The 20,189-nt window shown below is 64.1% G+C and carries 17 protein-coding genes and 2 pseudogenes; 10 read left to right on the top strand and 9 right to left on the bottom strand.

Annotation, left to right across the window (positions count from 1 at the left end):
• Positions 1–8: 8 nt before the first annotated feature.
• A complete protein-coding gene (locus AC5RWG_RS16980; protein WP_494167490.1) occupies positions 9–1,799 on the bottom strand; it encodes a PEP-utilizing enzyme in 1,791 nt (596 codons plus the stop codon).
• 382 nt (positions 1,800–2,181) lie between these two features.
• On the opposite strand from AC5RWG_RS16980, the gene AC5RWG_RS16985 reads away from it, so the two are divergent.
• The 5 genes from AC5RWG_RS16985 (at position 2,182) to AC5RWG_RS17005 (ending at position 6,137) form a co-directional block, all read left to right on the top strand.
• Complete coding sequence (locus AC5RWG_RS16985; protein WP_494167491.1) at positions 2,182–2,667, top strand: DUF1097 domain-containing protein; 486 nt, start codon at positions 2,182–2,184, stop codon at positions 2,665–2,667.
• A 188-nt stretch (positions 2,668–2,855) separates the two neighbouring features.
• A complete protein-coding gene (locus AC5RWG_RS16990) occupies positions 2,856–3,530 on the top strand; it encodes a GntR family transcriptional regulator (protein WP_494167492.1) in 675 nt (224 codons plus the stop codon).
• 46 nt (positions 3,531–3,576) lie between these two features.
• Positions 3,577–4,440, top strand: coding sequence for an MBL fold metallo-hydrolase (locus tag AC5RWG_RS16995; protein ID WP_494167493.1), 864 nt, complete (start codon positions 3,577–3,579; stop codon positions 4,438–4,440).
• 282 nt (positions 4,441–4,722) lie between these two features.
• Positions 4,723–5,880, top strand: coding sequence for an XdhC family protein (locus tag AC5RWG_RS17000; RefSeq protein ID WP_494167494.1), 1,158 nt, complete (start codon positions 4,723–4,725; stop codon positions 5,878–5,880).
• 29 nt (positions 5,881–5,909) lie between these two features.
• Positions 5,910–6,137 (top strand): hypothetical protein, encoded by a 228-nt coding sequence (locus AC5RWG_RS17005; RefSeq protein ID WP_494167495.1) that lies wholly within the window; start codon positions 5,910–5,912, stop codon positions 6,135–6,137.
• Positions 6,138–6,202: 65 nt separating this feature from the next.
• Here the strand turns inward: AC5RWG_RS17005 and nboR are convergent, their stop codons facing one another.
• The 3 genes from nboR to AC5RWG_RS17020 all read right to left on the bottom strand — a co-directional run bounded on the left by nboR (position 6,203) and on the right by AC5RWG_RS17020 (position 9,442).
• On the bottom strand, positions 6,203–6,829 hold the full coding sequence (nboR, locus tag AC5RWG_RS17010; protein ID WP_494167496.1) for a nicotine blue oxidoreductase: 627 nt from the start codon (positions 6,827–6,829) through the stop codon (positions 6,203–6,205).
• Between the two features lie 1,196 nt (positions 6,830–8,025).
• Positions 8,026–8,655 carry a GntR family transcriptional regulator gene (locus AC5RWG_RS17015; protein ID WP_494167497.1) on the bottom strand — a complete coding sequence of 210 codons (630 nt, stop codon included), beginning with the start codon at positions 8,653–8,655 and terminating at the stop codon, positions 8,026–8,028.
• Between the two features lie 322 nt (positions 8,656–8,977).
• Entirely contained in the window at positions 8,978–9,442 is a 465-nt protein-coding gene (locus AC5RWG_RS17020) for a MarR family winged helix-turn-helix transcriptional regulator (RefSeq protein ID WP_494167498.1), read from the bottom strand.
• A 100-nt stretch (positions 9,443–9,542) separates the two neighbouring features.
• On the opposite strand from AC5RWG_RS17020, the gene AC5RWG_RS17025 reads away from it, so the two are divergent.
• Entirely contained in the window at positions 9,543–10,937 is a 1,395-nt protein-coding gene (locus AC5RWG_RS17025; protein ID WP_494167499.1) for an MFS transporter, read from the top strand.
• Between the two features lie 144 nt (positions 10,938–11,081).
• Positions 11,082–11,558, top strand: coding sequence for a cupin domain-containing protein (locus AC5RWG_RS17030; protein ID WP_494167500.1), 477 nt, complete (start codon positions 11,082–11,084; stop codon positions 11,556–11,558).
• Positions 11,559–11,880: 322 nt separating this feature from the next.
• Here the strand turns inward: AC5RWG_RS17030 and AC5RWG_RS17035 are convergent, their stop codons facing one another.
• The 3 genes from AC5RWG_RS17035 to AC5RWG_RS17045 form a co-directional block, all read right to left on the bottom strand.
• Positions 11,881–12,204, bottom strand: a complete 324-nt coding sequence (locus tag AC5RWG_RS17035; RefSeq protein ID WP_494167501.1) for a hypothetical protein — start codon at positions 12,202–12,204, stop codon at positions 11,881–11,883.
• Positions 12,205–12,687: 483 nt separating this feature from the next.
• Positions 12,688–13,557: an alanyl-tRNA editing protein gene (locus AC5RWG_RS17040; protein WP_494167502.1), complete on the bottom strand. Its 870-nt coding sequence runs from the start codon at positions 13,555–13,557 to the stop codon at positions 12,688–12,690.
• A 3-nt stretch (positions 13,558–13,560) separates the two neighbouring features.
• Positions 13,561–14,169, bottom strand: a complete 609-nt coding sequence (locus tag AC5RWG_RS17045; RefSeq protein ID WP_494167503.1) for an EamA family transporter — start codon at positions 14,167–14,169, stop codon at positions 13,561–13,563.
• A gap of 513 nt (positions 14,170–14,682) precedes the next feature.
• Between AC5RWG_RS17045 and AC5RWG_RS17050 the strand changes: the two genes are divergently transcribed.
• From AC5RWG_RS17050 to AC5RWG_RS17060, 3 genes and pseudogenes are all read left to right on the top strand, one after another.
• Positions 14,683–15,810 (top strand): aminotransferase, encoded by a 1,128-nt coding sequence (locus AC5RWG_RS17050; protein ID WP_494167504.1) that lies wholly within the window; start codon positions 14,683–14,685, stop codon positions 15,808–15,810.
• Positions 15,811–15,999: 189 nt separating this feature from the next.
• A pseudogene (locus AC5RWG_RS17055) lies at positions 16,000–16,957 on the top strand (IS481 family transposase).
• Positions 16,939–17,807: pseudogene (locus AC5RWG_RS17060) on the top strand (aldehyde dehydrogenase family protein). Before AC5RWG_RS17055 ends, AC5RWG_RS17060 begins: the two co-directional pseudogenes overlap by 19 nt.
• Before the next feature lie 314 nt (positions 17,808–18,121).
• Here AC5RWG_RS17060 and AC5RWG_RS17065 read toward each other — a convergent pair.
• Both AC5RWG_RS17065 and AC5RWG_RS17070 read right to left on the bottom strand, forming a co-directional pair.
• Positions 18,122–19,804, bottom strand: coding sequence for a thiamine pyrophosphate-binding protein (locus AC5RWG_RS17065; RefSeq protein WP_494167505.1), 1,683 nt, complete (start codon positions 19,802–19,804; stop codon positions 18,122–18,124).
• 123 nt (positions 19,805–19,927) lie between these two features.
• On the bottom strand, positions 19,928–20,146 hold the full coding sequence (locus AC5RWG_RS17070; protein WP_494167506.1) for a hypothetical protein: 219 nt from the start codon (positions 20,144–20,146) through the stop codon (positions 19,928–19,930).
• Positions 20,147–20,189 lie beyond the last annotated feature (43 nt).

A 20,189-nucleotide genomic window follows, 5' to 3' on the forward strand; every position in this document is an offset into this window, starting at 1 on the left:
CAGCTATTTCAGATGTGGGCGGACAGATCCCTGACCGCCAGGTGCTCTGCGGACTGCTCGAAGCTCTCGAGAATTTCGACCTGGCCGGTGGATCCGTTAACTCGGATGCGGTCGCCTGTCTTGATCTTCCGGGTGGCGTCTGAGGTACCGACGACAGCAGGAATTGAAAATTCGCGTGAGACGACGGCGGGGTGCGAAGCCATGCCGCCGGCGTCGGTAACTAGTCCACCGATGCGGGTGAACAGCACCACCCAGGCCGGAGAGGTCATGCGGCAGACAATGATGTCGCGCTTCTGCACCTGCTCGAACTCTTCGGGCGAGAGAACCACCCTGGCGGTTCCCTCCACGACGCCGCTGGAGGCAGGGAGGCCGACGATCGGGTCTCCAGCCGCGGCAGGCTTGCGGTCGAACTTCTCGGGGAACGCCCACAATGCGAGATACGGGAAGGCCAGCGCCTCGTCGGTCGCGGTCCCGACCCAGTCGCGCGGCCGGATCTCGTAGGCGTCCTCCCGGGCGTCGCGGCGGTCGGAGACGAGTTCGGACACGTCGCCGGGGTAGCCGCCGCCCATCACGGCCCGGAGTTCGTTGTAGTGCAGGTACATGACGTCCTCGGGGTCGCTCAGGATGCCCGCCTCGACAAGCTTCCGGCCGATAGCTATAAGAACGATCCGGACTCGAGCGTTGGTGCCCTGGTCGATATAGAAATGGTGGTCCGGGGTGAGCGGGTTCATCTTCAGGCTCAGTTCCAGTGCCCGCGCCAGCTTCTCCCGCTGCTCCCCCTCCGGGACGTCCTGCATGACTTCAATCTTGGCCGCCTCAAGGTCCTCCGCCACCGCCGCGATTTCCGAGGGGAAGTCGTAGTCGGCCTCCAGGTAACCGCGGATGGCTTCGATGATGGGCGCCGGGTTCTCACGCCAGGTCTTGAAAGAGAATTCGTGGGCCCACATCGACTTGTAGCCGTAGACCTTCTGATAGGCCTCGATGTCCTGGGCCAGGAATGACCGGCCCGCCTCGGTTTCTTTGAGCGCGGCGAGGACATCGGTGGCGGTGGCCTTTCCGAACGCTGCCGCGACGTCGCCGCCGTCGGCCTTGACCTTCTCCTTGATCTCCCACAGCTGCTTGATTGAATCCCAGTTGCGGTTCTCCACCGAACTCTGCAGGCGTCCCATCAGCGCCGAGTGGTCGCCCTCGGACTTGGCCTCGGCGATTGCGGTGTTCAGCGCGGTGGTCGAGGAGAACTGGGCGAAGTTGAGCACCCAGTGGATTTGCCAGTGCCGGTCGTGCATGTCGATCGCGTCCTCGAGCAGCACGGCCAGGTCAAGCAGGCTCGCCGCGTCGTAGTCGTAGCTATCGAGCCGTTCGAAGTTCCGCTCCATTTCAGGGCGCAGGCGCGTTTGCCACCAGTCCAGGAAGTTGTCGGCATAGTAGGGGAGCGTCCATCCCAGATACGCGCCAATGCGGTCCGGGTACTCCGGGTCCAGCGGCACCCTCGGTACATAACGAGCACCGTATTCCGAACCCTCGGCCCTGATACCTGCCCTGGCCGGAACGGCAGCAGTGTAGACGTAGCCGTTGATGATCTTAACGATCCAGTCAGAGGCGAAGGGGGTGCCGAAACGGCGGAACATGTAGTCGCACTTCAACCACCATCCGCCGATATCCGAATACATCGGGGACACAGGGTTTGGAATGTGCAGGTCGTCATGGACCCAGAAAAGATCCTTCTGCCCCTCCTCCCACGCGATCGGAAAGCTTTCATCTCCGAAGAACGTGCCGCGTACGTTGCTGCTGTCGCTCATATAACCCACTCCATTGTGTTGGTCACAGCCGGGACCATCCCGGGCCGAACTTTCGATAATCGATGATCCACCGTGACGGGGAGCACGTCAAGCCCTGAAGTAAATCTAATTTTTTCCTTGACTATCGACTATCGATCATCGATGATCGGGGGACCGCCCGCTGTGGACGCGGACAGGACCGGGCCCTCGTCGGAGGGTTACGGCGGGTTTCTACCTGGTGCGCATCAGACCGGGACGAGGCGGCATCCACCCATCAGGCGGCGTGGTTGGGGCCTCCCGGCCGGCCGCCTTCCCTACAGAGGAGTGAGTCAATGACGACTGCCCACCAGAAAATCATCCGACAGGGGTCACCCCGGGCATCCGCAGAAGGGGGGTGCGGGGAATGAAGGCGTATCTCGGTGTCGGAATCGCAGCGGCCGTCCTGGCTGGATTGTGGGCCCAGTTCTCCGGTTCCCTGGGCGCGGTGACATGGGTCGCCTTCGTTTCCTGGGCCTGCTACTTCGCCGCCGGCGGCGGCGCGTCGGGACTGGCGAGGACACTGGCTGCCAACGCATCCGGAGTCATCTACGGATGGCTGATGATCCTGGGCGCAGGATGGCTCATGTTTACCGGTGCCCTGGGCGTGTCAGTAGCCGTTTTCACCCTCGCAATTTGCCTCCAGGCTTCATGGCGCCACCTCTCCTTCATTCCGGGTGCATTTGCGGGCTGCGCCTGTTTCTTCGGCACCGGGGCAACTGACCCAATAGCCCCACTGATTGCACTGGTCGCCGGCGCCCTGCTCGGCATCGCATCCGACATGGCAGGCAGGTTGCTGCAGCGGGTCATCACGCCTGTCAATGCGAGGGGACCTGTCGCCGAGACGGTGTGAGCGCCTAATTCCAACGCCTCATTGGGCCGGCCCGAAGGCCAGCCTGAGGCCCTGCCAGTCGGCAGACTCCGGCGAGCGGCACCGCCTGACCGAGACCCGGGAAGGCGGGCCCTCGCCGGGGTTCGTTGACAATCCCCACATGAATCATCGATAATCGATTTGCTGGCAACCAGGCGAAGAGGAGCGACATGGACGTGCCAATTGGCCGCACGGTTCTGAGGGAAGAAATCAAAAACCGCGTCGTCGAGCGCATCCTCAACGCCACCTACCCGCCAGGGATGCGCATCGTCGAGAGCCAGCTCGCGAAGGAGTTCGGCACCAGCCAGGCTCCGGTTCGGGAAGCACTGCGCGATCTGGAGGGAATGCGCCTGATCGAAAGCCAGCCGCATAAGGGCGCAAGGGTTCTCGCCCTGACCCCGGAGAGGCTGGCCAAGGTCTATCCTGTCCGGGCTTCCCTCGAAGAGCTTGCCGGTAGGGAAGCCGCTCCCAGGATGACCGAAGACGTGCTCCGAGCACTCGCGAAGGAAGTCGCAGGGATGGAAGTGGCAGCAGAGGCCGGTGACCCCCGCGCGCAGATGGCACACGACACCCGCTTCCACGAAATCATCGTCGAGACGGCAGCCAACGAAGTCCTGCTCGACCTCTGGCACTCACTCCGCGTGGAAACCGGGACGTTGATCAGCATGATCAAGTCCGACTGGGACCTGCACATGATCGCTGAAATGCACAAACCCGTGCTGCGTGCCATGCGCATGCGCGAGCCAAACCTGGCCGGAGTGGAGATGCGTTCCCACATCGAATTCTTCGGCTCCCTTGTCCTGCAACATACCGAGCCGGCCGTCCCGCTCACCGGTACAGATTGAGCGCGAACCACACCATCTCATCGAGACGCACAGAGAGGTACGTCCCATGGAACAGATCAGGCCAAACGTCTTCGTAGAAACGAAGATCAGAGGCAGCAACCCCGGCTACGTCGTTACATCAGACGGCGTTGTCGTGATCGACACCCCGCAGCTGCCGAGCAAGGCTGTGGCCATGCGCCGTGAAGCTGAAACCCACGGTCCCATCCGTTACGTCATTAACACGGAACATCACGTCGACCACATCTTCGGCAACTACTACTTCAAGGGCGCCGGCACCGTCGTGCACCACCAGGGCGTCTACGACAACTTCATGACCGTGTACCCCCAGCTGGACCCTTTTGAATACGCTCGCGAAGCGCTCCCTGACGACCCGGAGGGCGCCCATCTCTTCCCCGAGCGGGAGGAATACTACCGCGACCCAAACAAGGGCAAAATCGTCTTTAACGGCGACCTGACGCTCCGTTTGGGTGGCCACACATTCAACCTCATCCATACGCCCGGGCACACTCCCGGACAGATCGCCGTGCACGTTCCCGAAGAACGCCTTGTCTTCACTGGCGACACGGTGTTCAGCGACTGCCAGACCTGGCTGATGACCTCCGATGTAGACCAGTGGCTGGCCGCCCTGGACCAGATTCGCGCACTGGACGTCGACATAGTCGTGCCCGGCCACGGCCCAGTCACGGACTTGACATACATAAACACCCAGAGGGCAGTCCTCCTTGACTGGAAGAGCGCCGTCGCCGACGCGATCGCAAACGGGTGGAGCCGCGAGGAGACAGTCGAGCGCGTGAACTTCACCGAGCGCTACCCCGTCGACATCGGTCAGGAGTACATGATGGAGTACATTCAGACCCTTAACGCAGGATCGCTCTACGACAAGCTCACGGCGGCCCCTGCGAGCTCCTAGCTTCAGCGTCGTGAGCGAACTTGTCGCTCCACAGCGCGCAGCAGAGAGCCATTCCCGGCAATGCGGGGACCCCTGTCACGTGCTCCCCGCATTGCAGCCGTGGTTCGCACCGCGTGCGGCACCGCCGCGGCCGGGGAGTCCCCTGCATTTGGCTACCCTGAGCAGTCGGAGCACGCAATACGACTGTCGGTCCCCTCGGGTCCACCTTGCAGCGGGAGACCGGATAACGTCCCACAAGGATCTCGACACAGCTTTTCCTAACCGCCCGGAGGCGGATTCCTCATGCGCGACATACTGAGCGAAATATCCACCTGGTCAGCTCCCTTCGCCCTCGCCACGGTTATCGAGACTTGGAGCTCCTCACCGAGGCCCCCCGGCGCAGCCATGGCGATCGACTCGGCAGGCCGAGTCGTCGGCTCCGTTTCAGGAGGCTGCGTCGAGGGCGACCTCTACGCCAGATGCGAGGAAGTCCTCGGCACCGGGCAACCTGAACTCGTGACATATGGTGTCAGCGACGATGATGCATTCACTATCGGCCTCACCTGCGGAGGGACAGTGCAACTCTTCGTTAGGCGGGTCGACCCGGCAGCAGATCAAATCGCGTTGATATCCGACCGTGTACGGTCGGCGCAGCCCACAGCTCTGGCAACAGTTGTGAACGGCCTACACGTCGGCGACCAGCTGGTCATCGGCGAGAACCTGATCGACGGATCGACGGGCAACAGCCAACTGGATGAGGCCATCGTCCTTGGCGCCCAAGGGTTGCTGCAGCACGGCAGTAACAGGACCATGCGGTTTGGTGAAGAAGGACAGAGGCGCCATGAGGACGTCACCGTTTTCATCGAGTCATACACTCCGCCGCCGCGGATGCTGATTTTCGGTTCAACCGATTTCGCCGCGGCTGTCACCAGGGTGGGAAAGTTCCTAGGCTACAGGGTGTCCGTGTGCGATGCCCGGCCCGTCTTCACGACCCGCTCCCGGTTCCCCGATGCCGACGACGTGATAGTCCGCCGGCCCCACGAGTATGTCAGGGAAACCTACATCGATAGCAGAACAGTGATCTGCGTCCTGACCCATGACCCGAAATTCGACGTACCCGTGATTGAGGAGGCACTCCGGACGCCTGCCGCCTTCATTGGTGTCATGGGCAGCCGCCGAACGCACGAGGACAGGAACGCACGGCTGCGCTGTCATGGCTTCACGGACCGCGAACTCTCGAGACTCGCGTCCCCGGTCGGACTAGATCTCGGTGCCAGAACCCCGGAAGAGACGGCAGTGTCGATTGCCGCCGAAATCATAGCGCGTCGCTGGGGTGGCAGCGGGGTGCCTTTGTCCGCGCTCGATAGCCCTATCCACCATGACAGCCAGCACCCACCCGATCCGAAGGCGCCGCAGAGGCTTGCCGACGTCAGCAGTGGCTTGTCCCTAGGCCCTGGGTAAACATGCGGTCGGCACGGAAGAAGAATGAAATGAACGGTCCTTACCGGTTGGTTCATCCGGAATCCTCACCTGAATGGACCCCCGAAGCAGGAGAACTGATCGAGCTGCGCCGCCAGGGCGCAACACCCCGCCGCGGGACGATTGAGGCAGTGACTCCCGACAGGTCAGGCTTCTGGATCGCCGCGGAAGGCGTCGACGAAAGGGCCTTTGTCCATCTGGGGTACGACGACATCGAAGTTTTGGCCTGGTCCGATTGAGGCTGCAGGAACTGCTCGATGCCAGCTTGGCCTGGAGCTGTCGGACAAATATGTGGCTGGAGCGGTTAGTGCAGAAGGTGGAGTTGCTCGGGCGTATCAATGTCCTGCCCGCTGGACTGGTCGCTGCAGTCCACCTCCTGCACTAGTTCCGGGTGGGCTTGCATGAAACCACGTGCCCCGGCATCGCCCGCTACCGTTTCGGCCACAGCCTCGCGCAGCCCGACGTCGATCACCAGCGGATGCCCGCGGCGTGACTTGCCGCTCGCCCCGCCATCCCCATAGGCGGCTGCCGTGATCCGCCCCGGACAGTGGGCGGCCAAGAGCCGTCCCACCGTCACGGGTGTGAGGCCGGGCTGGTCCACGAGTGCAATCATTAGATGGCTGCTGGCCTCAGCATTGGCATTGCCTAGCGCGAAGGAACTTCCCATCCCCGACTCCCATTCCTCGTTCACCACCACGCGATAATGGTCCAGTTCGGCAATCTTGGCGACCTCCGGAGCGCCGGCGCCAAGCACCACCACAACTTCACGGCAGCCGCCCTCGAGTAGAGCTGCGGCAACGGATTCCACGAGGGGCCTGCCGCGATACGGCAGCAGGGCTTTTGGCCCTCTTCCGAGTCTGCTCCCGGCGCCGGCGGCAAGCACAACCCCCACAGTGCTGGTCTGGGCAAAGTCCTCCACGGGAATAACCATAGCCGCCCGAAGTGTGAAGATCGGCACCCTCCGTTTGCACCCCGCCCAGTTCCTTTCGGAAACTTGCGCGCGGAAGGTGTTTTGCTGCCGTGCTTGGTCTTGCGGCCGACGGCTTTCGACGCGCGGCCAGTCAAAGGCGGCGCCAGCTTGAGCCGGAGTATAAGGCGTTGGAGCGAAGGGAAGCTCCTCGCCCGCCGCCCTGGATGAGTTCCACAACGAGGACCAGAGCGCATTTCGTGCCTGCAGCCGCGTAGTCGGGCCCCCAATAGTTGAAAGAAACAAAAGCTTAATCAGGCGACATAACATGCCTGTCGCGACCAGATTTAAAACCGGCAACTCCTGGGAGGAAGGCAGCACATAGTGTTCTAGAAGCAGAGATGCCCGACGGACGTGCATCCGCACATGCCCTGCGATTCATCAGATGCCGAGCACGGCCCCGGGCGCGGTGAGACCCCTATCATCGCCCCAAGCCACCCGTGATCGGGGCTCCAAGAATGCCCACAATCGGCACAAACGACCGGTGAGCCCTGTTGAGTTCCTTGCCAAGTCATGCTTTCGCTCCGGTGGCGTTAACTTGCGGGAAGATCCCGCGGGTCGAACTGCGGGCGCGTTATCGATAATTGATAGTAATAGCGTACGTGCCGAGTGGCGCACATCACAAGAGGCGTGGGGGAATCTTTAGTCGCCCGTTTCGTGCCATTTCGGCCGGTGGCAGAGCGGGTTGTGTCTGTGCCGGGTCGGACTGAAGCCATCGCCGTCGGGTCCGCGGCTGGGGCGCATGTGCCCTGCCCACCGGCGTGTCTACGTGGCGGTCCCGCTTGCTGTCGCCGGACGGGAGGCTAAGATCCATCGCAGATTCCCCCTAATTGCGGCGGCCACGCCGGCTTGGGAATGAGTGCTCCGGCACTGTTGGCTGGCACGGGTCCGATCGCCCCTGGCCCCGTAGGTGACCGGTCTGCCGTTTCCGCCGAACCGTTCATGAGGCGTTATAACGGGCTGGCGACGACGCTTTTACCCTGGCTGTTCCTGTGGACGAACCGGCTGGAGAGTCCAAGCCCACCCGGGACCGTTCTGGTGGGCGGCGGGGCGGAAACCGAAATATGCGCTGGCAGGAATCACCATCGCCGTGCTAATTCAGGATACGCACCGGTCCCGCCGGGGGCGTCCAGGCCTGAGGAGCCGCAGTTGAGCAGCTCCTAGCCGAGGGGGAGGATCGAGTACTCCTGCTGGTGCTCTATCACCAGCCGCTTGCAGTCCTCGGGCGTGCCGTGCTCGAAGGCCTCCAGAATCGGGGCGTGGGCCTCCGCCGCGGCGTGCAAATCCACGTGGCCGCGGATGACGGTGGCCAAAGTGCGGGCCTCCACAAACAGTGAATCCCAGATTTCCAGCATCAGCCGGTTGCCAGTGGCCACGATGGCGGCCCGATGGAAGTCCGTACTGAACTTGGCGATGCCGTGCGCGTCCCCGGCCGCAGCCGCGGTGCGCATGCCTTCGAGGGCTTCACGCAGCGGGGTCGGATCGGCATGTAGGCGCGGGTAGGCATGCAGGGCGGCCGTGCCCTCAAGCGCCACCCGGACCAGGTACACCTCGGCCAGATCATCCTGCGAGGCTGCGCGCACAAACGTGCCCCGCCGCGGAAGGTTTTCCACCAGCCGGGTGGAGACCAGCTCGCGCAGGGCCTCCCGGACCGGGGCCTGACTGACCCCGAATTCCCTCGCCAGCTGCAGCTCAACCAGTCGGGTTCCGGGCTGGTACGTGCCATCAATCACCCGGTTCAGGATCGTCTGCTTGACCCTTTCCGAGAGGCTCTCATTGCCGAATGCCATCACAGTCGCCATTCTTTCACAGCAGTCGCAGCCGCGACCGCACCCTGCACCGCCGCCGGCTCCGCGCCGCGGACCCTTCCGCCCTGACCGTGATCGATCCGAGTGAAGGGGGTGACCTGCCGCTTCAAACGTCCGGTCCACCTTGGCTGCCGTCCAGACAACGAGGCGGCAGAACCTGGAAACCGCGGCAGGTTGATCCCACGGGACCGGCGCCGCCGAGGACCGGCCCGGCCGCGTATTGCTGTGAGACGAGCGGCAGCCGGCCGACGCATTGTCGGGGTGGTTGCAGCGTTACATGCGCACGGGGACCCGAGCGGAGATCTTACCCCGTTGTCGGCTGATCAGTGTCGGCCTTGTTGATCCTGGCGGTGGCCTCCTCGATGGCACTGACCGCCTGATCGATGGCGGTGATCATGACGTCGTACTCGGGATGTTCCCCGGGCTGGAGGCGCTGGGCGATGGCCTTTAGATAGTCCCAGTAGTACCTCTTCAGGCAGGCCGAGCCGGCCTCGGTCAGGCAGACCATCACCGCGCGTCTGTCCGCCGGATCGGACGCCCGGCCGGTCCAGCCGGCGGCATCGGTCTCCTTGAGCAGCCGGGTCATATTGGGGACCCTCACCAGGCTCCGCTCCGCGATATCGGTCACACGCGCCGTGCCGCCCAGCTGCTCGATCGCGTGCAGCACGTAGAGATGGGCGCGCCGCAGGCCCTCCGGCAGGCGCCGGTAGGTCTGCACGCCGCGCCCTGCCCTGAACAGCGCGTCAATCACCTGCTCGGCTGTCGCCATTACCCCTGCCTCCTCGGTCGATATTATTATCAGGAATAACTATCTTAGATAAGTAGTTGGACTGAGTATGACACGGAAAACTGCAAGGGGGAGAGTCACAATGCCGGTCGAGAAGGAGCAGGCGCCACTGGCCGGGGGAGTCCTCAGTCCGCGCTTCCGGGCGCTGGCCCTCGGCGTGGTGACCCTGGTCGCCGCCGCGGCGTTCTCGCGTCTGGGGGTGAGCACCGCCCTGCCCGCAGCCGCCGAGGAGCTGGGAGGAGTGGGTCTGTACGGGTGGGTCTTCACCGGGTTTACGTTGGCGAACATCATCGGCCTCGCCGTCGCGGGGCCGCTGTTCGACCGGTTCGGGATCCTCAAGCCCCTGGCCGTCGGGACGGCGTGCTTCGCCGGCGGCCTGTTGATCTCCAGCCTGGCTCCGGCAATGTGGGTGGTCGTGGCCGGCCGCATCTTCCAGGGCCTGGGCGCGGGCGCACTATCGGTCGCGGCATACTCGGCGATCGGCAGGGGCTTCCCGGAGGGGATCCGTCCGAAGATGCTTGCCCTGAACGCCAGCGCGTTCACCATCCCGAGCCTGATCGGTCCGGTACTGGCCGGGCTGATCGCCGAGAACCTCACCTGGCGGTGGGTCTTCGGAATCCTGGTTCCGCTGGCCCCGCTGGCCGCGTTCCTGATCCGGGCTCCACTCGGACGACTCGACCGGCACGCCAGCGCCGGAGGCGAGGCCGGCGCCCCGACCGGCGGCCGCCACACGCTGGCGCGGTACCTCGGCGGCGGCCTGGCGCTGAGCACCGGCCTGGCGGCGGTGCTGATCGCACCGAACCTGGCCCCGTGGTGGGCGGTTGCCGCCCTGGTGTGCGGACTGCCGTTCGCCTACCAGGGGATCCGGCAGATCCTGCCTGCCGGGACGCTCACCGTCCGTCGGGGGCTGCCGGCGAACGTGGTGTTCGCCGCCGCCCTGTCCATGGCGTTCTTCACCGCGGACCTGTTCATCCCGCTGGCCCTCACCAGTCTGCGCGGTATCAGCGCCCCCGCCGCCGGAGCGGTGCTGACCGCCGGCATCATCGGGTGGACCGCCGGCGCATACCTGCCCGACCGGCTGCTGAAGGCCCGGGTGAGCACGGCCGCCATCGCCCGTGCCGGTGCCCTGCTCGTCATCGTCGGCCTGGCCGTCATCGGCGCCGTCATCGTGACCGAGACGCCCATCCTGGCCGCCGTCGGCGGGTGGATCGTGGCCGGGCTCGGCGCCGGCATCGGGTTCACCACCAACTCCATCGCCGTCCTCGACGACGCCGCCGGCTCCGTCGGGCGCGCCTCCTCCCAGATGGAACTGGGCAACCAAGCCGGCATTGCCATCGGCACCGGACTCGCCGGCGCCCTGGTCGGCACCGCCGGTGCCACCGCGGCCGGACTAACCGCGGTGTTCACCACCGCGGGCCTCGGCGCTGCGATCGCCTTGCTGGTCTCCACAAGGTTCGCCGCCGCGAAGGAGCGGTGAATGCGCACCCCGTCTAGAAATCCCCGCCCGCCCGCGCCGAGCCTTCCCTGTGAGGACCGGGCCGCGCCCAGCCACCCAGCCCGCGCCCCGCCGTCTGGAGGAGACACCCTCTCAACACCCGCAGATCCGAAAGGAGCACCCACCGTGCAGATTAACGACAACGGCCCGAACCCGAACGCCTTCGACATCGAGACGGCCACGCGCCAAAACTCCAACTACCGCACCGTCGCCTGGACCGGGAGGTACCTGCAGGTAACCCTGATGTCCATCCCGCCCGGCAAGTCCATCGGCCTGGAGGTGCACCCCGAGACCGACCAGTTCCTGCGCCTGGACGCCGGGCAGGGACGATGCGTTATGGGCCCGGAGAAGGACCGCCTCGAGTTCCAGCAGGAGGTCAGCGACGGCTGGTCCATCCAGGTTCCCGCCGGCACCTGGCACGACGTGATCAACACCGGCGAGGAGCCGATGCGCCTGTACGCGATCTACGCCCCGGTCCACCATGCCCCCGGCCTCGTGCAGGCCACCAGCCAGAAGGCCGAACAGGACGAGGCCTCCGGCAAGGATGAGCCCCCGGCCTGGACAGCCCAACCCGACTCCACCCAGTCCGACCAGCACGCCTGACAGAGCCCTCCGACACCCGCCCGCACCACCGCGGGCGGGTGCCATCGCATCCTGCCCCGGTGTGCCGGAAGAGAATCCATCGTTGGCCGGGTCATGCTCGGCATCACCCGGTCGAAAGTGGTTTAGCCCATGCCCAAGCACGATCGCGGCACCCACCCAAGACTCAGCGCCGCCTAATAAGAACGTAGCCCCCACACCGACGAGCTCCGACAATAGTGCTGGATATCCGACAATAGTGCTGGATAAGGGAAGAGTCATTTAGACCGACATTTCGCCGATAATCGACGATATCTAAGGCAGGTGCCACCGCGGCCGCGCCCACTCAGGGACCGTAGCGTGCTCGGGCCGCCTGGGCGCTGATTCCCAAGGCCTCGCCGATCTCGTCCCAGTTCTTGCCCTGGTGTCGTGCCAGCTTCACTGCAGCGTGCAGTTCGCGGCCTGCCCTGGCCATCCGGCGCCTGCGTGCCGCGACCAGTGCCAGCGGATCATCGATCAGCCAGCCCCGTCCGGACAGGTCTTCGTCGCCGACCGTCTCGAAGGCGTCGCCAAGATGCCGGTACGCCTGCATCAGCTTCGCGGCCTGGTCAGCATTCAGCCCATCGAAATCATCGGTGTCCCGGGGCCCCGTGTACGGGTGCTTCCTCATGCGCGCTAGCCTACCGTTCCGGACCCGGCCGTCCGCTTGCCATGAGGGGAACGAGCGTGACCGGCCGACGAAGGGAAAGACTGTGGCTGAGACCGATTGGGAAGCACCCGACTGGATTTTCAAAGACGGCTCCGGCTATGCGTCGCTCGGCCGCTAAGCCAACCGGACGACCAAGATCCGCGGAATTTACTCCGCCGGCCTTGCCAGGGCTCGGCAAGAGGAGTTGACCGGCTGAAGCGCCTGCCACTCCCCTTGATTCTCGCTGTATTTTCGCGCCGATAAGCTGGATTCCGTCACCCTGCCTCGGCAGGGCAAACCCGTGCGATCCCACCGGTACGCGGCCGTTCTCCAAGTGCTTTCTGTGGCTTCTGGCCCGGATTGTAAAAGGGCGTGTCTGCTATCGCGATGATGGTCTGTGGCGATTCTGACCAATGAATGTTCAGCGCCGGCCGCGCTGCCGAAGGTGTAAAAGTTGCGGGAGATTCATGTCGTGGTGGCGGCAGTTTCCATGATCAGTTCGAGTCCACCGTCGATCTCGGCGGTGGTGAGCGATGTGGTGATGTCGGAGAGTTGGGCGAGGTCGTGGAGGTGGGTGCCGCCGCAGGGGATGTCGGTGCGTCCGTCAGGGAGTTCGCAGACCCAGGCGCGCCGGGCAGAAAGAGCGGTATCGTCCCGCTCGATCCTCACCGCGCCGCCGGCCTTGATCCACTGCTCGAGCTGGTCGTTGACACGTTCGGCGACGGCGGAGGGGTCATCGAGGGAGGTAGGAGCGAATCCCTTGCGGCGGAGAGATTTTTTGATGCGGTAGGTGTCGGTAGACCCGTGGGCGTCGATGCGCGAACGCTGGATGGCCAGTGCGTCGAAGGCTGGGTTTCCCAGTGCGTCTGTGGGTGCTGGTTTGCTCCACGCTGCTGCGAGTGCGGCGTCGAGGGCAAGCGCGGCGAGGTGGCAGGCGGTGTGCGCTGCGGAGAGTGCTGCGCGGTAGTCCTGGTCGACGTCGACTTGTACGGACTCGCCGACCGCGGGTAGGGGGCCTTCGATGATGTAGGCGACCACGAAGGTCCATCCTTCGGTTCCTGTCCGGACGGGCATGTCCGCGCCGAGGTGAAGTTGACCGTCGTGGATGCCACCGGTGACGCCGCCCACGATTGGCTGTTCGCCTGCCGCGGTGGTGATCGTGCCGCGGTCGGCGGGTTGGTCAGGCCATGCGGTGTCGACCGGGTGGAATGCGGTGGTGTCGAGGAGGACTGCGGATCGTCCATCGGAGAGCGGCTCAACGTGGAGGACGGTTCCGGTCGAGGTGGTCGCGCCGTCCGGGTACGTGACAGTGGTGTCGGTCGTGGGCAGGGGCATGGGTTAGTCCGTTCTCTTGAGTTGGGGGATGAGGAGGTCTGCATTGTCCGCGCGGCGCCGTCGTACGCCGACCGTGACACCGACTGAGGCGGCTGTGACCAAAACCCGGGCTATGATCTCGCGTAGGCCTAGCGCCTGGCCCAACACCAGCAGGCCAGCGAGGGCGGCCACAGCCGGGCCCAGGGCGGAGAGGACGCCGAAGACACGGGTGGACAGCCGCCGCAGCGCGAGCATCTCCAGACCATAGGGAAGCGCGCTGGACAGCAGCGCCACACCCATGAAGACCGGCAGCACCAGCGGTGAGGCCACCGCTCCGCCCGTCGCAGCCGTCGCGCCGAGGGGCAACGCGATGACCGCGCCGATCGCCATCGATACGGCCAGGCCTTCGACGCCGGGTACCAGCTGGCCGACGCGTGCACTGGCAAGGATATAAACAGCCCATAAGGCGCCCGCGCCGAGCGCGAAAAGGATACCCGCGACCGAGAGGGCGCTGCCGCCGTCGAGCCCCAGGAGAACGACGCCGGCGAACGCCAACAGCGCCCATGCCGCGTCGGTAAGGCGCCGGGTCTGCACAAGGGCAAGCAGAAGGGGCCCGGTGAATTCAAGGGTCACGGCCACACCTATCGGAATCTCACCGATGGCCAGGTAGGGTATTCATTCCAGCCAGCGCGACGCCCAGCACTGTTGCCGCTGCCCACTGCTCCCGCTTCCATCCGGTTCCGACCGTCGCACCAATACCGAGCATGGAGAGCTGAAAAACTCCCATGCTTCTGGTCAGCGAGTGCGCGCCGACGGGGGAGCTCCCCTCCTGATCTTCGGGGATGGTCTTACGGAAGACGGTGTGAAGAAGTGGAGGCATCCTTGGCACTCCTAAAGTCTGGTAATCGGGCCAACTGACGCGCTGGGCCCCATGGTGGTGGAAATCACCCCCGGCATAGTAGACATATATTGCTCACAAGAGCAATACAAGCAGCAGCACTTCCGACTGAGATCAGGCACGAAAACCCCGCATCTTGACACGCATTGCCCAAGGTGGGCAATATAAGTAACAGCACTGGTGAGCGTCGCGTGCTCATTCTTAGACAACCCGTATGGCCGCGTGTGCCATCGAATTTTGGAGCTGCCATGAAAATCAAGGACTTCGGCGTCGAGATCTGGATGAACAAGTACGAGAACGACTGCGCGTACAACCTCGCCGAGACCTGTGTTGAGTCGCTGACGGTTGATCAGTTGTTGACAATGGCCGGGCGCAGGGAAAGCTTCATGGCCGAGATCCTGCCGATGAAGCTCACCTATGGGGCGATTGAAGGCTCTGAAGCTTTGCGGGAGCAGATCGCCGGCCTTTACGAGACCCTGAAGCCGGAAAACACCATCACAACCCACGGCGCGATCGGCGCCAACGCCCTCGTGCATGAAACCCTGGTCGAACCCGGCGACGGCGTGATCTCGGTACTGCCGACCTACCAGCAGCACTACTCCATCCCGGAAAGTTACGGCGCCAACGTCCAGCTGCTGAAGCTCCGCCCGGAGAACGGCTACCTGCCGGACCTTGATGAGCTGAAGTCCATGGTGGATGGAAACACTAAGCTCATCGTGTTGAACAACCCGAATAACCCGACTGGTTCAGTCATGGATCGGCAGGTGCTCGAATCCATCGCCGACATTGCCTCCACCGTGGGGGCGTACGTCCTGTGTGATGAGGTGTACCGCGGAACGGCCCAGGACGGTGACGGCTTCACTGCCTCGATTGCGGACGTTTATGCCCGCGGCATCAGCACTGCCAGCATGTCCAAGTCCTTCTCCCTCGCCGGACTCCGTTTGGGCTGGGTGGCCGGCCCCACGGAAGTGATTGAGCGCGTCGCAATCCGTCGTGACTACAACACCATCAGCGTCGGAATGATCGATGACGTACTGGCCCGCATCGCGCTGGAGAACAAGGATGCGATCCTCGAGCGTTCCCGTTCCATCGTGCGCACCAACCTGGCCATTCTGGATGAATGGGTCCAGCAGGAGCCGTCAATCACCTACGTCAAGCCCGCCGGCGGTACCACGGCTCTGCTGCAGTACAACACCGACGAACCGTCAGCGGAGTTGGCGGAGGCCCTGCTGAAAGAAACCGGTGTGCTGATGATGCCGGGCAGTGCCTTTGATCTGGAGGGTTGCCTCCGGATCGGGTACGCCAACAACGAAGAAGTTCTTCGTGCCGGTCTTCCAAAAGTCAGCGAGTTTTTCGCGCGCCGCGCACAGGCATAAATCCTTCTCCGGCCGGGGCGGACTCCTCTCGGCCGGAGAACCCACCCATAACGACACCCCCGCAAACGCAGGGTGCGCCCGACTCGCGCGCTAACTGTATTAAGACAGGACGTTGGTTACACGGTGAAAGGGTGAAGACCTCTTAGGTTGGTGGTTACCACAACTGCCAACTGAATCTAAGAGGTCTTCATGGTCCACCGTAACTCCCGTCTGGCCCTTGCAGGTAGGCGGATACTCGTTGAGCGTATTTTGTCCGGCCGGCCGGCAGCACACGTGGCTAAGGAGATGGGCGTCTCCCGCACCTGTGCCTACCGGTGGTTCAACCGCTACCGGCAGCATGGCTGGGACGGGCTGGAAGACCGCTCCTCCAGGCCCCGCTCGTGCCCGCACGCTACGGATGAAAAGCTCGTCGCGGACGTGCTCAGACAACGTACCGAGCACCGCGAAGGCCCTCTCGAACTGGGCATGCGCTGCGGCGTGCATCCGCGCACTGTCTCGCGGATCCTTGCCCGGGCAGGCATGCCCAGGCTTTGGGAGCTGGACCCGGTCACCGGGTGAGGATCCGCGCCGGTCGGGCCACGGAACACCGGTACGAACGCGAGGTTCCCGGTGAATTGCTGCACGTGGACGTGAAGAAACTGGGCAGGATCCCGCCGGCGGTGGGTGGCGTGCCCACGGACGCAGCGAGTCAGTGCGTGGGCGCGGCATCGGTTTCGACTACGTGCACGTGGCCGTTGACGATCATTCCCGGCTGGCCTATGCCGAGGTCCTGGCTGATGAAAAAGGCGCTACCTGCGCCGCTTTCCTGTCCCGGGCCGTGGCCTTCATGGCAACACACGGAGCACCGGTGGAAAGGGTCATGACCGATAACGCGCTGGCTTATCGGCGCTCCCGCGACTTCCAGTCCGCCCATAAGAACTTAGGCGCAAAGCACAAGCTCACAAAAGCCAGGCATCCGTGGCAAAACGGCAAGGCAGAACGCTTCAACCGGACGCTTCAGGAAGGTTGTGCCTGCCGGCGCCCCTACGCTTTAAACCAGGAACGAGCCGACGCCCTCACCGCGTGGTTAAACTTCTACAACAACCACCGCGCTCACAGCGCCCTCGGGGGCCAACCACCCGTCAGCCGGTGTCAACAACCTACCTGATCCACAGCGCCGGTGCTCCTGCAGGCGCGTTCGCCAACGTCTATGCCAGCGATGACCAGGTAGCTGAAATTATCGCCGACGCGCGCGTCATGGGCGTTTCCCTCACCGGCTCCGAACGTGTAGGTGCTGCGGTCGCGGAAATCGCTGGACGGCATTTGAAGAAGGTTGTCCTTGAGCTTGGAGGGTCGGACCCGTTCGTCCTCCTGTCAACGGATGACCTGGACCGAGTCGTCGAATCAGCGGTCTCGGCCCGCCTGGAAAATAACGGACAGGCCTGTAACGCGGCCAAGCGATTCGTCGTCATCGACGAGTTGTTCGACGCCTTTACTGACCGTTTTGCGACCGCTCTCGAACAGGTGAAGCCTGGTGACCCCTCTCGTCCGGAAACCATCCTGGGCCCTGTCTCCTCGGCTGCGGCAGCACAACGGCTTCAGGAGCAGCTTGACCTTGCAGTCTCCCACGGGGCGACTGTCGTCACCGGGGGAGACCCGTCCGGAACCTTTTTCCCCGGGACTCTCCTCAGCGGGTTGGATGCCGAAAACCCGGCTTACCAGGAAGAGTTTTTCGGACCCATTGCCTCGATACACAGGGTGTCCTCGGAGGCCGAAGCGATAGCGGTCGCTAACGACAGCGTGTTCGGGCTCGGAGCCTACGTCTTCAGTACGGATTCAGAGCAGGCGTTGCGGGTAGCCGACCAGCTGGAGCCGGCATGGTGTTCCTCAATGGGGTAGGTGTCGAATCACCGGAGTTGCCTTTCGGAGGGGTTAAACGCTCCGGCTTCGGCCGGGAACTTGGACGCTATGGGGTTGAGGAGTTCGCGAACAGAAAGCTCATCCGCACAGTTTCCTGACGCGATTCCTCGACGAAGGCTCCGCTCGGTTACAGGTGGAGCCTTCGTCGCACCCCTGATGATGCGCCCTGCGCACCCTGCAGATTCCCGGCCTCTTCCCACCTCAGCACTGACAACTGGGGCATTTCGCCCGCTACCTACAGGGTCAGTGCCACGGGGTTCCGGCGAGACCCCGGTCTTTTCACCGGCCCGGTAGGCAAAAGCAGCTGTTCATTCCCGCAGCTGTTCAAGCCGATATTGCAGAGGGCGTCGTGGCAATGGCAGAGCCGCCCTCCTGGTATCAGGGTGGGCGGCTCTGCGTGGCTCAATGGGTTTCAGCTTGTGGACGGGTGGGTGGGGGCAAACATCTTCAGGAGCGTTTCCACCACGATGACGTTGGGCCCGTCGGCCGCGAAGCCCGCCTTCAGGGCTTTCCCCACATCCTCAGGGGCCACTTTTGTGGCAGGCACGCCGAACGCTTCGGCGAGCTTGACGAAATCCGGCCGCGCGAGTTCGGTGGCGGTCGCCTTGCCGAACGCACCTACCATGTATTCGCGCAGGATGCCGTAGCCGCCGTCGTCCACGATCAGCCAGGTGACCGGCACGTTGTGCTGCTTCGCGGTGGCCAGTTCGGAGATGGAGTACATGGAGGATCCGTCGCCGGAGACAGCAAGCACCCGGCCTGGCTTGCCCACTGTTTCCAGCCCCACTGCCGCGCCGATGGCTGCCGGGAAGCCGTACCCCAGCCCGCCGGCACCCTGGGCGGAGTGGAACTGGCCCTCCCGGGCATCCCAGCAGCTCCAGCCCCAGTACGCGGAGATAGTCATGTCCCAGAAGGTTTGCATGTCCGCCGGAACCGCTTCGCGGATGTCTGCCATGAACTTCAGTTCCTTGGCCAGGTCCTGTGATTCCAGGCGGGCACGGACCTTGGCCAGTGATTCCTGCACCAGGTCCTCGGGGGATGTCCCGTGCCAGTTTGGCGTGGCGCGGCCAGCCTCAAGTGCTTCGTCCAGGGCTGCCAGGGCCTGGCCGGCATCCGCGCGGATGCCCAGGCCTGGGCGGTTGGACTCCAGGACCCGGGGTTCGGCGTCGATCTGGATGATCCGGCCCCGCGGCTCAAAAGTGAAGTAGTTGGAGGTGACCTCGCCCAGGGACGAACCGATAACCACCAGGACGTCCGCGTCCTCCAGCACATCGGTCATGTGGCGGTCCTCGATCCAGGACTGCAGCGACAGCTCATGGTTCCAAGGGAACGCACCGTTGCCGCCCGGGGTGCAGATCACCGGGGCGCGAAGCTTTTCTGCGATGGAGAGCAGGGACTTTTCTGCCCGGCCGCGCCGGGTGCCGCCGCCAGCAATGATCGCCGGACGTTCCGCGGCCCGCAGCCATTTCACCGCTTCACGGACCAGCTCCACCCGCGGCGGATTGTCCGCCGCTTCCGCCAGCGCGTCCTCCACCGGCGGCACCATGATCGGATCAAGCAGCACGTTCTGCGGAATCTCAATCCACACCGGCCCCTGGGGCGAGGAAATGGCCTCGGTCCAGGCGTCCTGGATGGCGGACGGGATGCCCGATGCGTGCTGGATCAGCCGCTGGCTCTTGGTGACATTAGCCGCCGACGCCTTCTGGTCATCAAGCTGGTGCAGCATACCCTTGCGCCGGGCACCCAGGCCCTCGAGCGGGATCTGGCTCGCGACCACCACCATGGGAACGCCGGTGGCATACGCTTCCTGCAGCCCGGCCAAGGACGTCAGGGCGCCGGGACCGGTGGACAGGAAAAGGACCCCCACCTCACCGGTTGCCCGTGAATACCCGTCAGCAGCGAACGCGGAATTGTTCTCCACCCGCGACGAGACGAACTGCAGGTTGCCGCGCCCCATTGCGTCAAAGAGCCCCAGGGCGTGCTGGCCCGGGATGCCAAAGACGGTTTTCGCACCCAGGGCTTCCAGGGTCTCAACGACGAGGTCCCCGCCGTTGCGGGCACCGGTGCCTTGAGTAGGTGGGTCTTCTGCGTTCATAGTCTCGTTCCGGTCTGTGGGTCGGGGAAGGGGTAATGGCTCATGCCCTGCCGGGGGAACCGCTACGGCTCTTCCGGCCGCCGGTGGGTTGGTCGGTAGCGGGGCGTTGCCTGGTGATGTCTGCTAGTTCTTGATCCGGTAACCGTCGTCGGCATGAAATATGCGCCGGTGCAGCGGTACCGAGGTAATCCAGATGATTTTTCCGTCGTGGGTGATGGCGTCAACGGTGCCTTCGACGGGCAGTCCTGTTTCGTGGACGAGGACGACGTTCTGTCCCTCGGACAACTCGTTCCACCCATCTGGACCCGTTGGTGCGGCGGGATTGCTGGTTTCAGTCGCCATGGTTTCAGCTTCCGTGGGCGGCCGGAGGGCCCGTGCCATCGGG

The sequence above is a fragment of the Arthrobacter sp. Y3221160 genome (assembly GCF_059092585.1).

What these genes read in the sequence shown, in the direction of transcription:
- AC5RWG_RS17065 (WP_494167505.1), bottom strand. Translation starts at nt 19,804, where the DNA reads ATGAACGCAGAAGACCCACCTACTCAAGGCACCGGTGCCCGCAACGGC.
- AC5RWG_RS17025 (WP_494167499.1), top strand. Translation starts at nt 9,543, where the DNA reads ATGCCGGTCGAGAAGGAGCAGGCGCCACTGGCCGGGGGAGTCCTCAGT.
- AC5RWG_RS16990 (WP_494167492.1), top strand. Translation starts at nt 2,856, where the DNA reads ATGGACGTGCCAATTGGCCGCACGGTTCTGAGGGAAGAAATCAAAAAC.
- AC5RWG_RS17040 (WP_494167502.1), bottom strand. Translation starts at nt 13,557, where the DNA reads ATGCCCCTGCCCACGACCGACACCACTGTCACGTACCCGGACGGCGCG.
- AC5RWG_RS16980 (WP_494167490.1), bottom strand. Translation starts at nt 1,799, where the DNA reads ATGAGCGACAGCAGCAACGTACGCGGCACGTTCTTCGGAGATGAAAGC.
- AC5RWG_RS17035 (WP_494167501.1), bottom strand. Translation starts at nt 12,204, where the DNA reads ATGAGGAAGCACCCGTACACGGGGCCCCGGGACACCGATGATTTCGAT.
- AC5RWG_RS17020 (WP_494167498.1), bottom strand. Translation starts at nt 9,442, where the DNA reads ATGGCGACAGCCGAGCAGGTGATTGACGCGCTGTTCAGGGCAGGGCGC.
- AC5RWG_RS17070 (WP_494167506.1), bottom strand. Translation starts at nt 20,146, where the DNA reads ATGGCGACTGAAACCAGCAATCCCGCCGCACCAACGGGTCCAGATGGG.
- AC5RWG_RS16995 (WP_494167493.1), top strand. Translation starts at nt 3,577, where the DNA reads ATGGAACAGATCAGGCCAAACGTCTTCGTAGAAACGAAGATCAGAGGC.
- AC5RWG_RS17050 (WP_494167504.1), top strand. Translation starts at nt 14,683, where the DNA reads ATGAAAATCAAGGACTTCGGCGTCGAGATCTGGATGAACAAGTACGAG.
- AC5RWG_RS17015 (WP_494167497.1), bottom strand. Translation starts at nt 8,655, where the DNA reads ATGGCATTCGGCAATGAGAGCCTCTCGGAAAGGGTCAAGCAGACGATC.
- AC5RWG_RS17000 (WP_494167494.1), top strand. Translation starts at nt 4,723, where the DNA reads ATGCGCGACATACTGAGCGAAATATCCACCTGGTCAGCTCCCTTCGCC.
- AC5RWG_RS17005 (WP_494167495.1), top strand. Translation starts at nt 5,910, where the DNA reads ATGAACGGTCCTTACCGGTTGGTTCATCCGGAATCCTCACCTGAATGG.
- nboR (WP_494167496.1), bottom strand. Translation starts at nt 6,829, where the DNA reads ATGGTTATTCCCGTGGAGGACTTTGCCCAGACCAGCACTGTGGGGGTT.
- AC5RWG_RS16985 (WP_494167491.1), top strand. Translation starts at nt 2,182, where the DNA reads ATGAAGGCGTATCTCGGTGTCGGAATCGCAGCGGCCGTCCTGGCTGGA.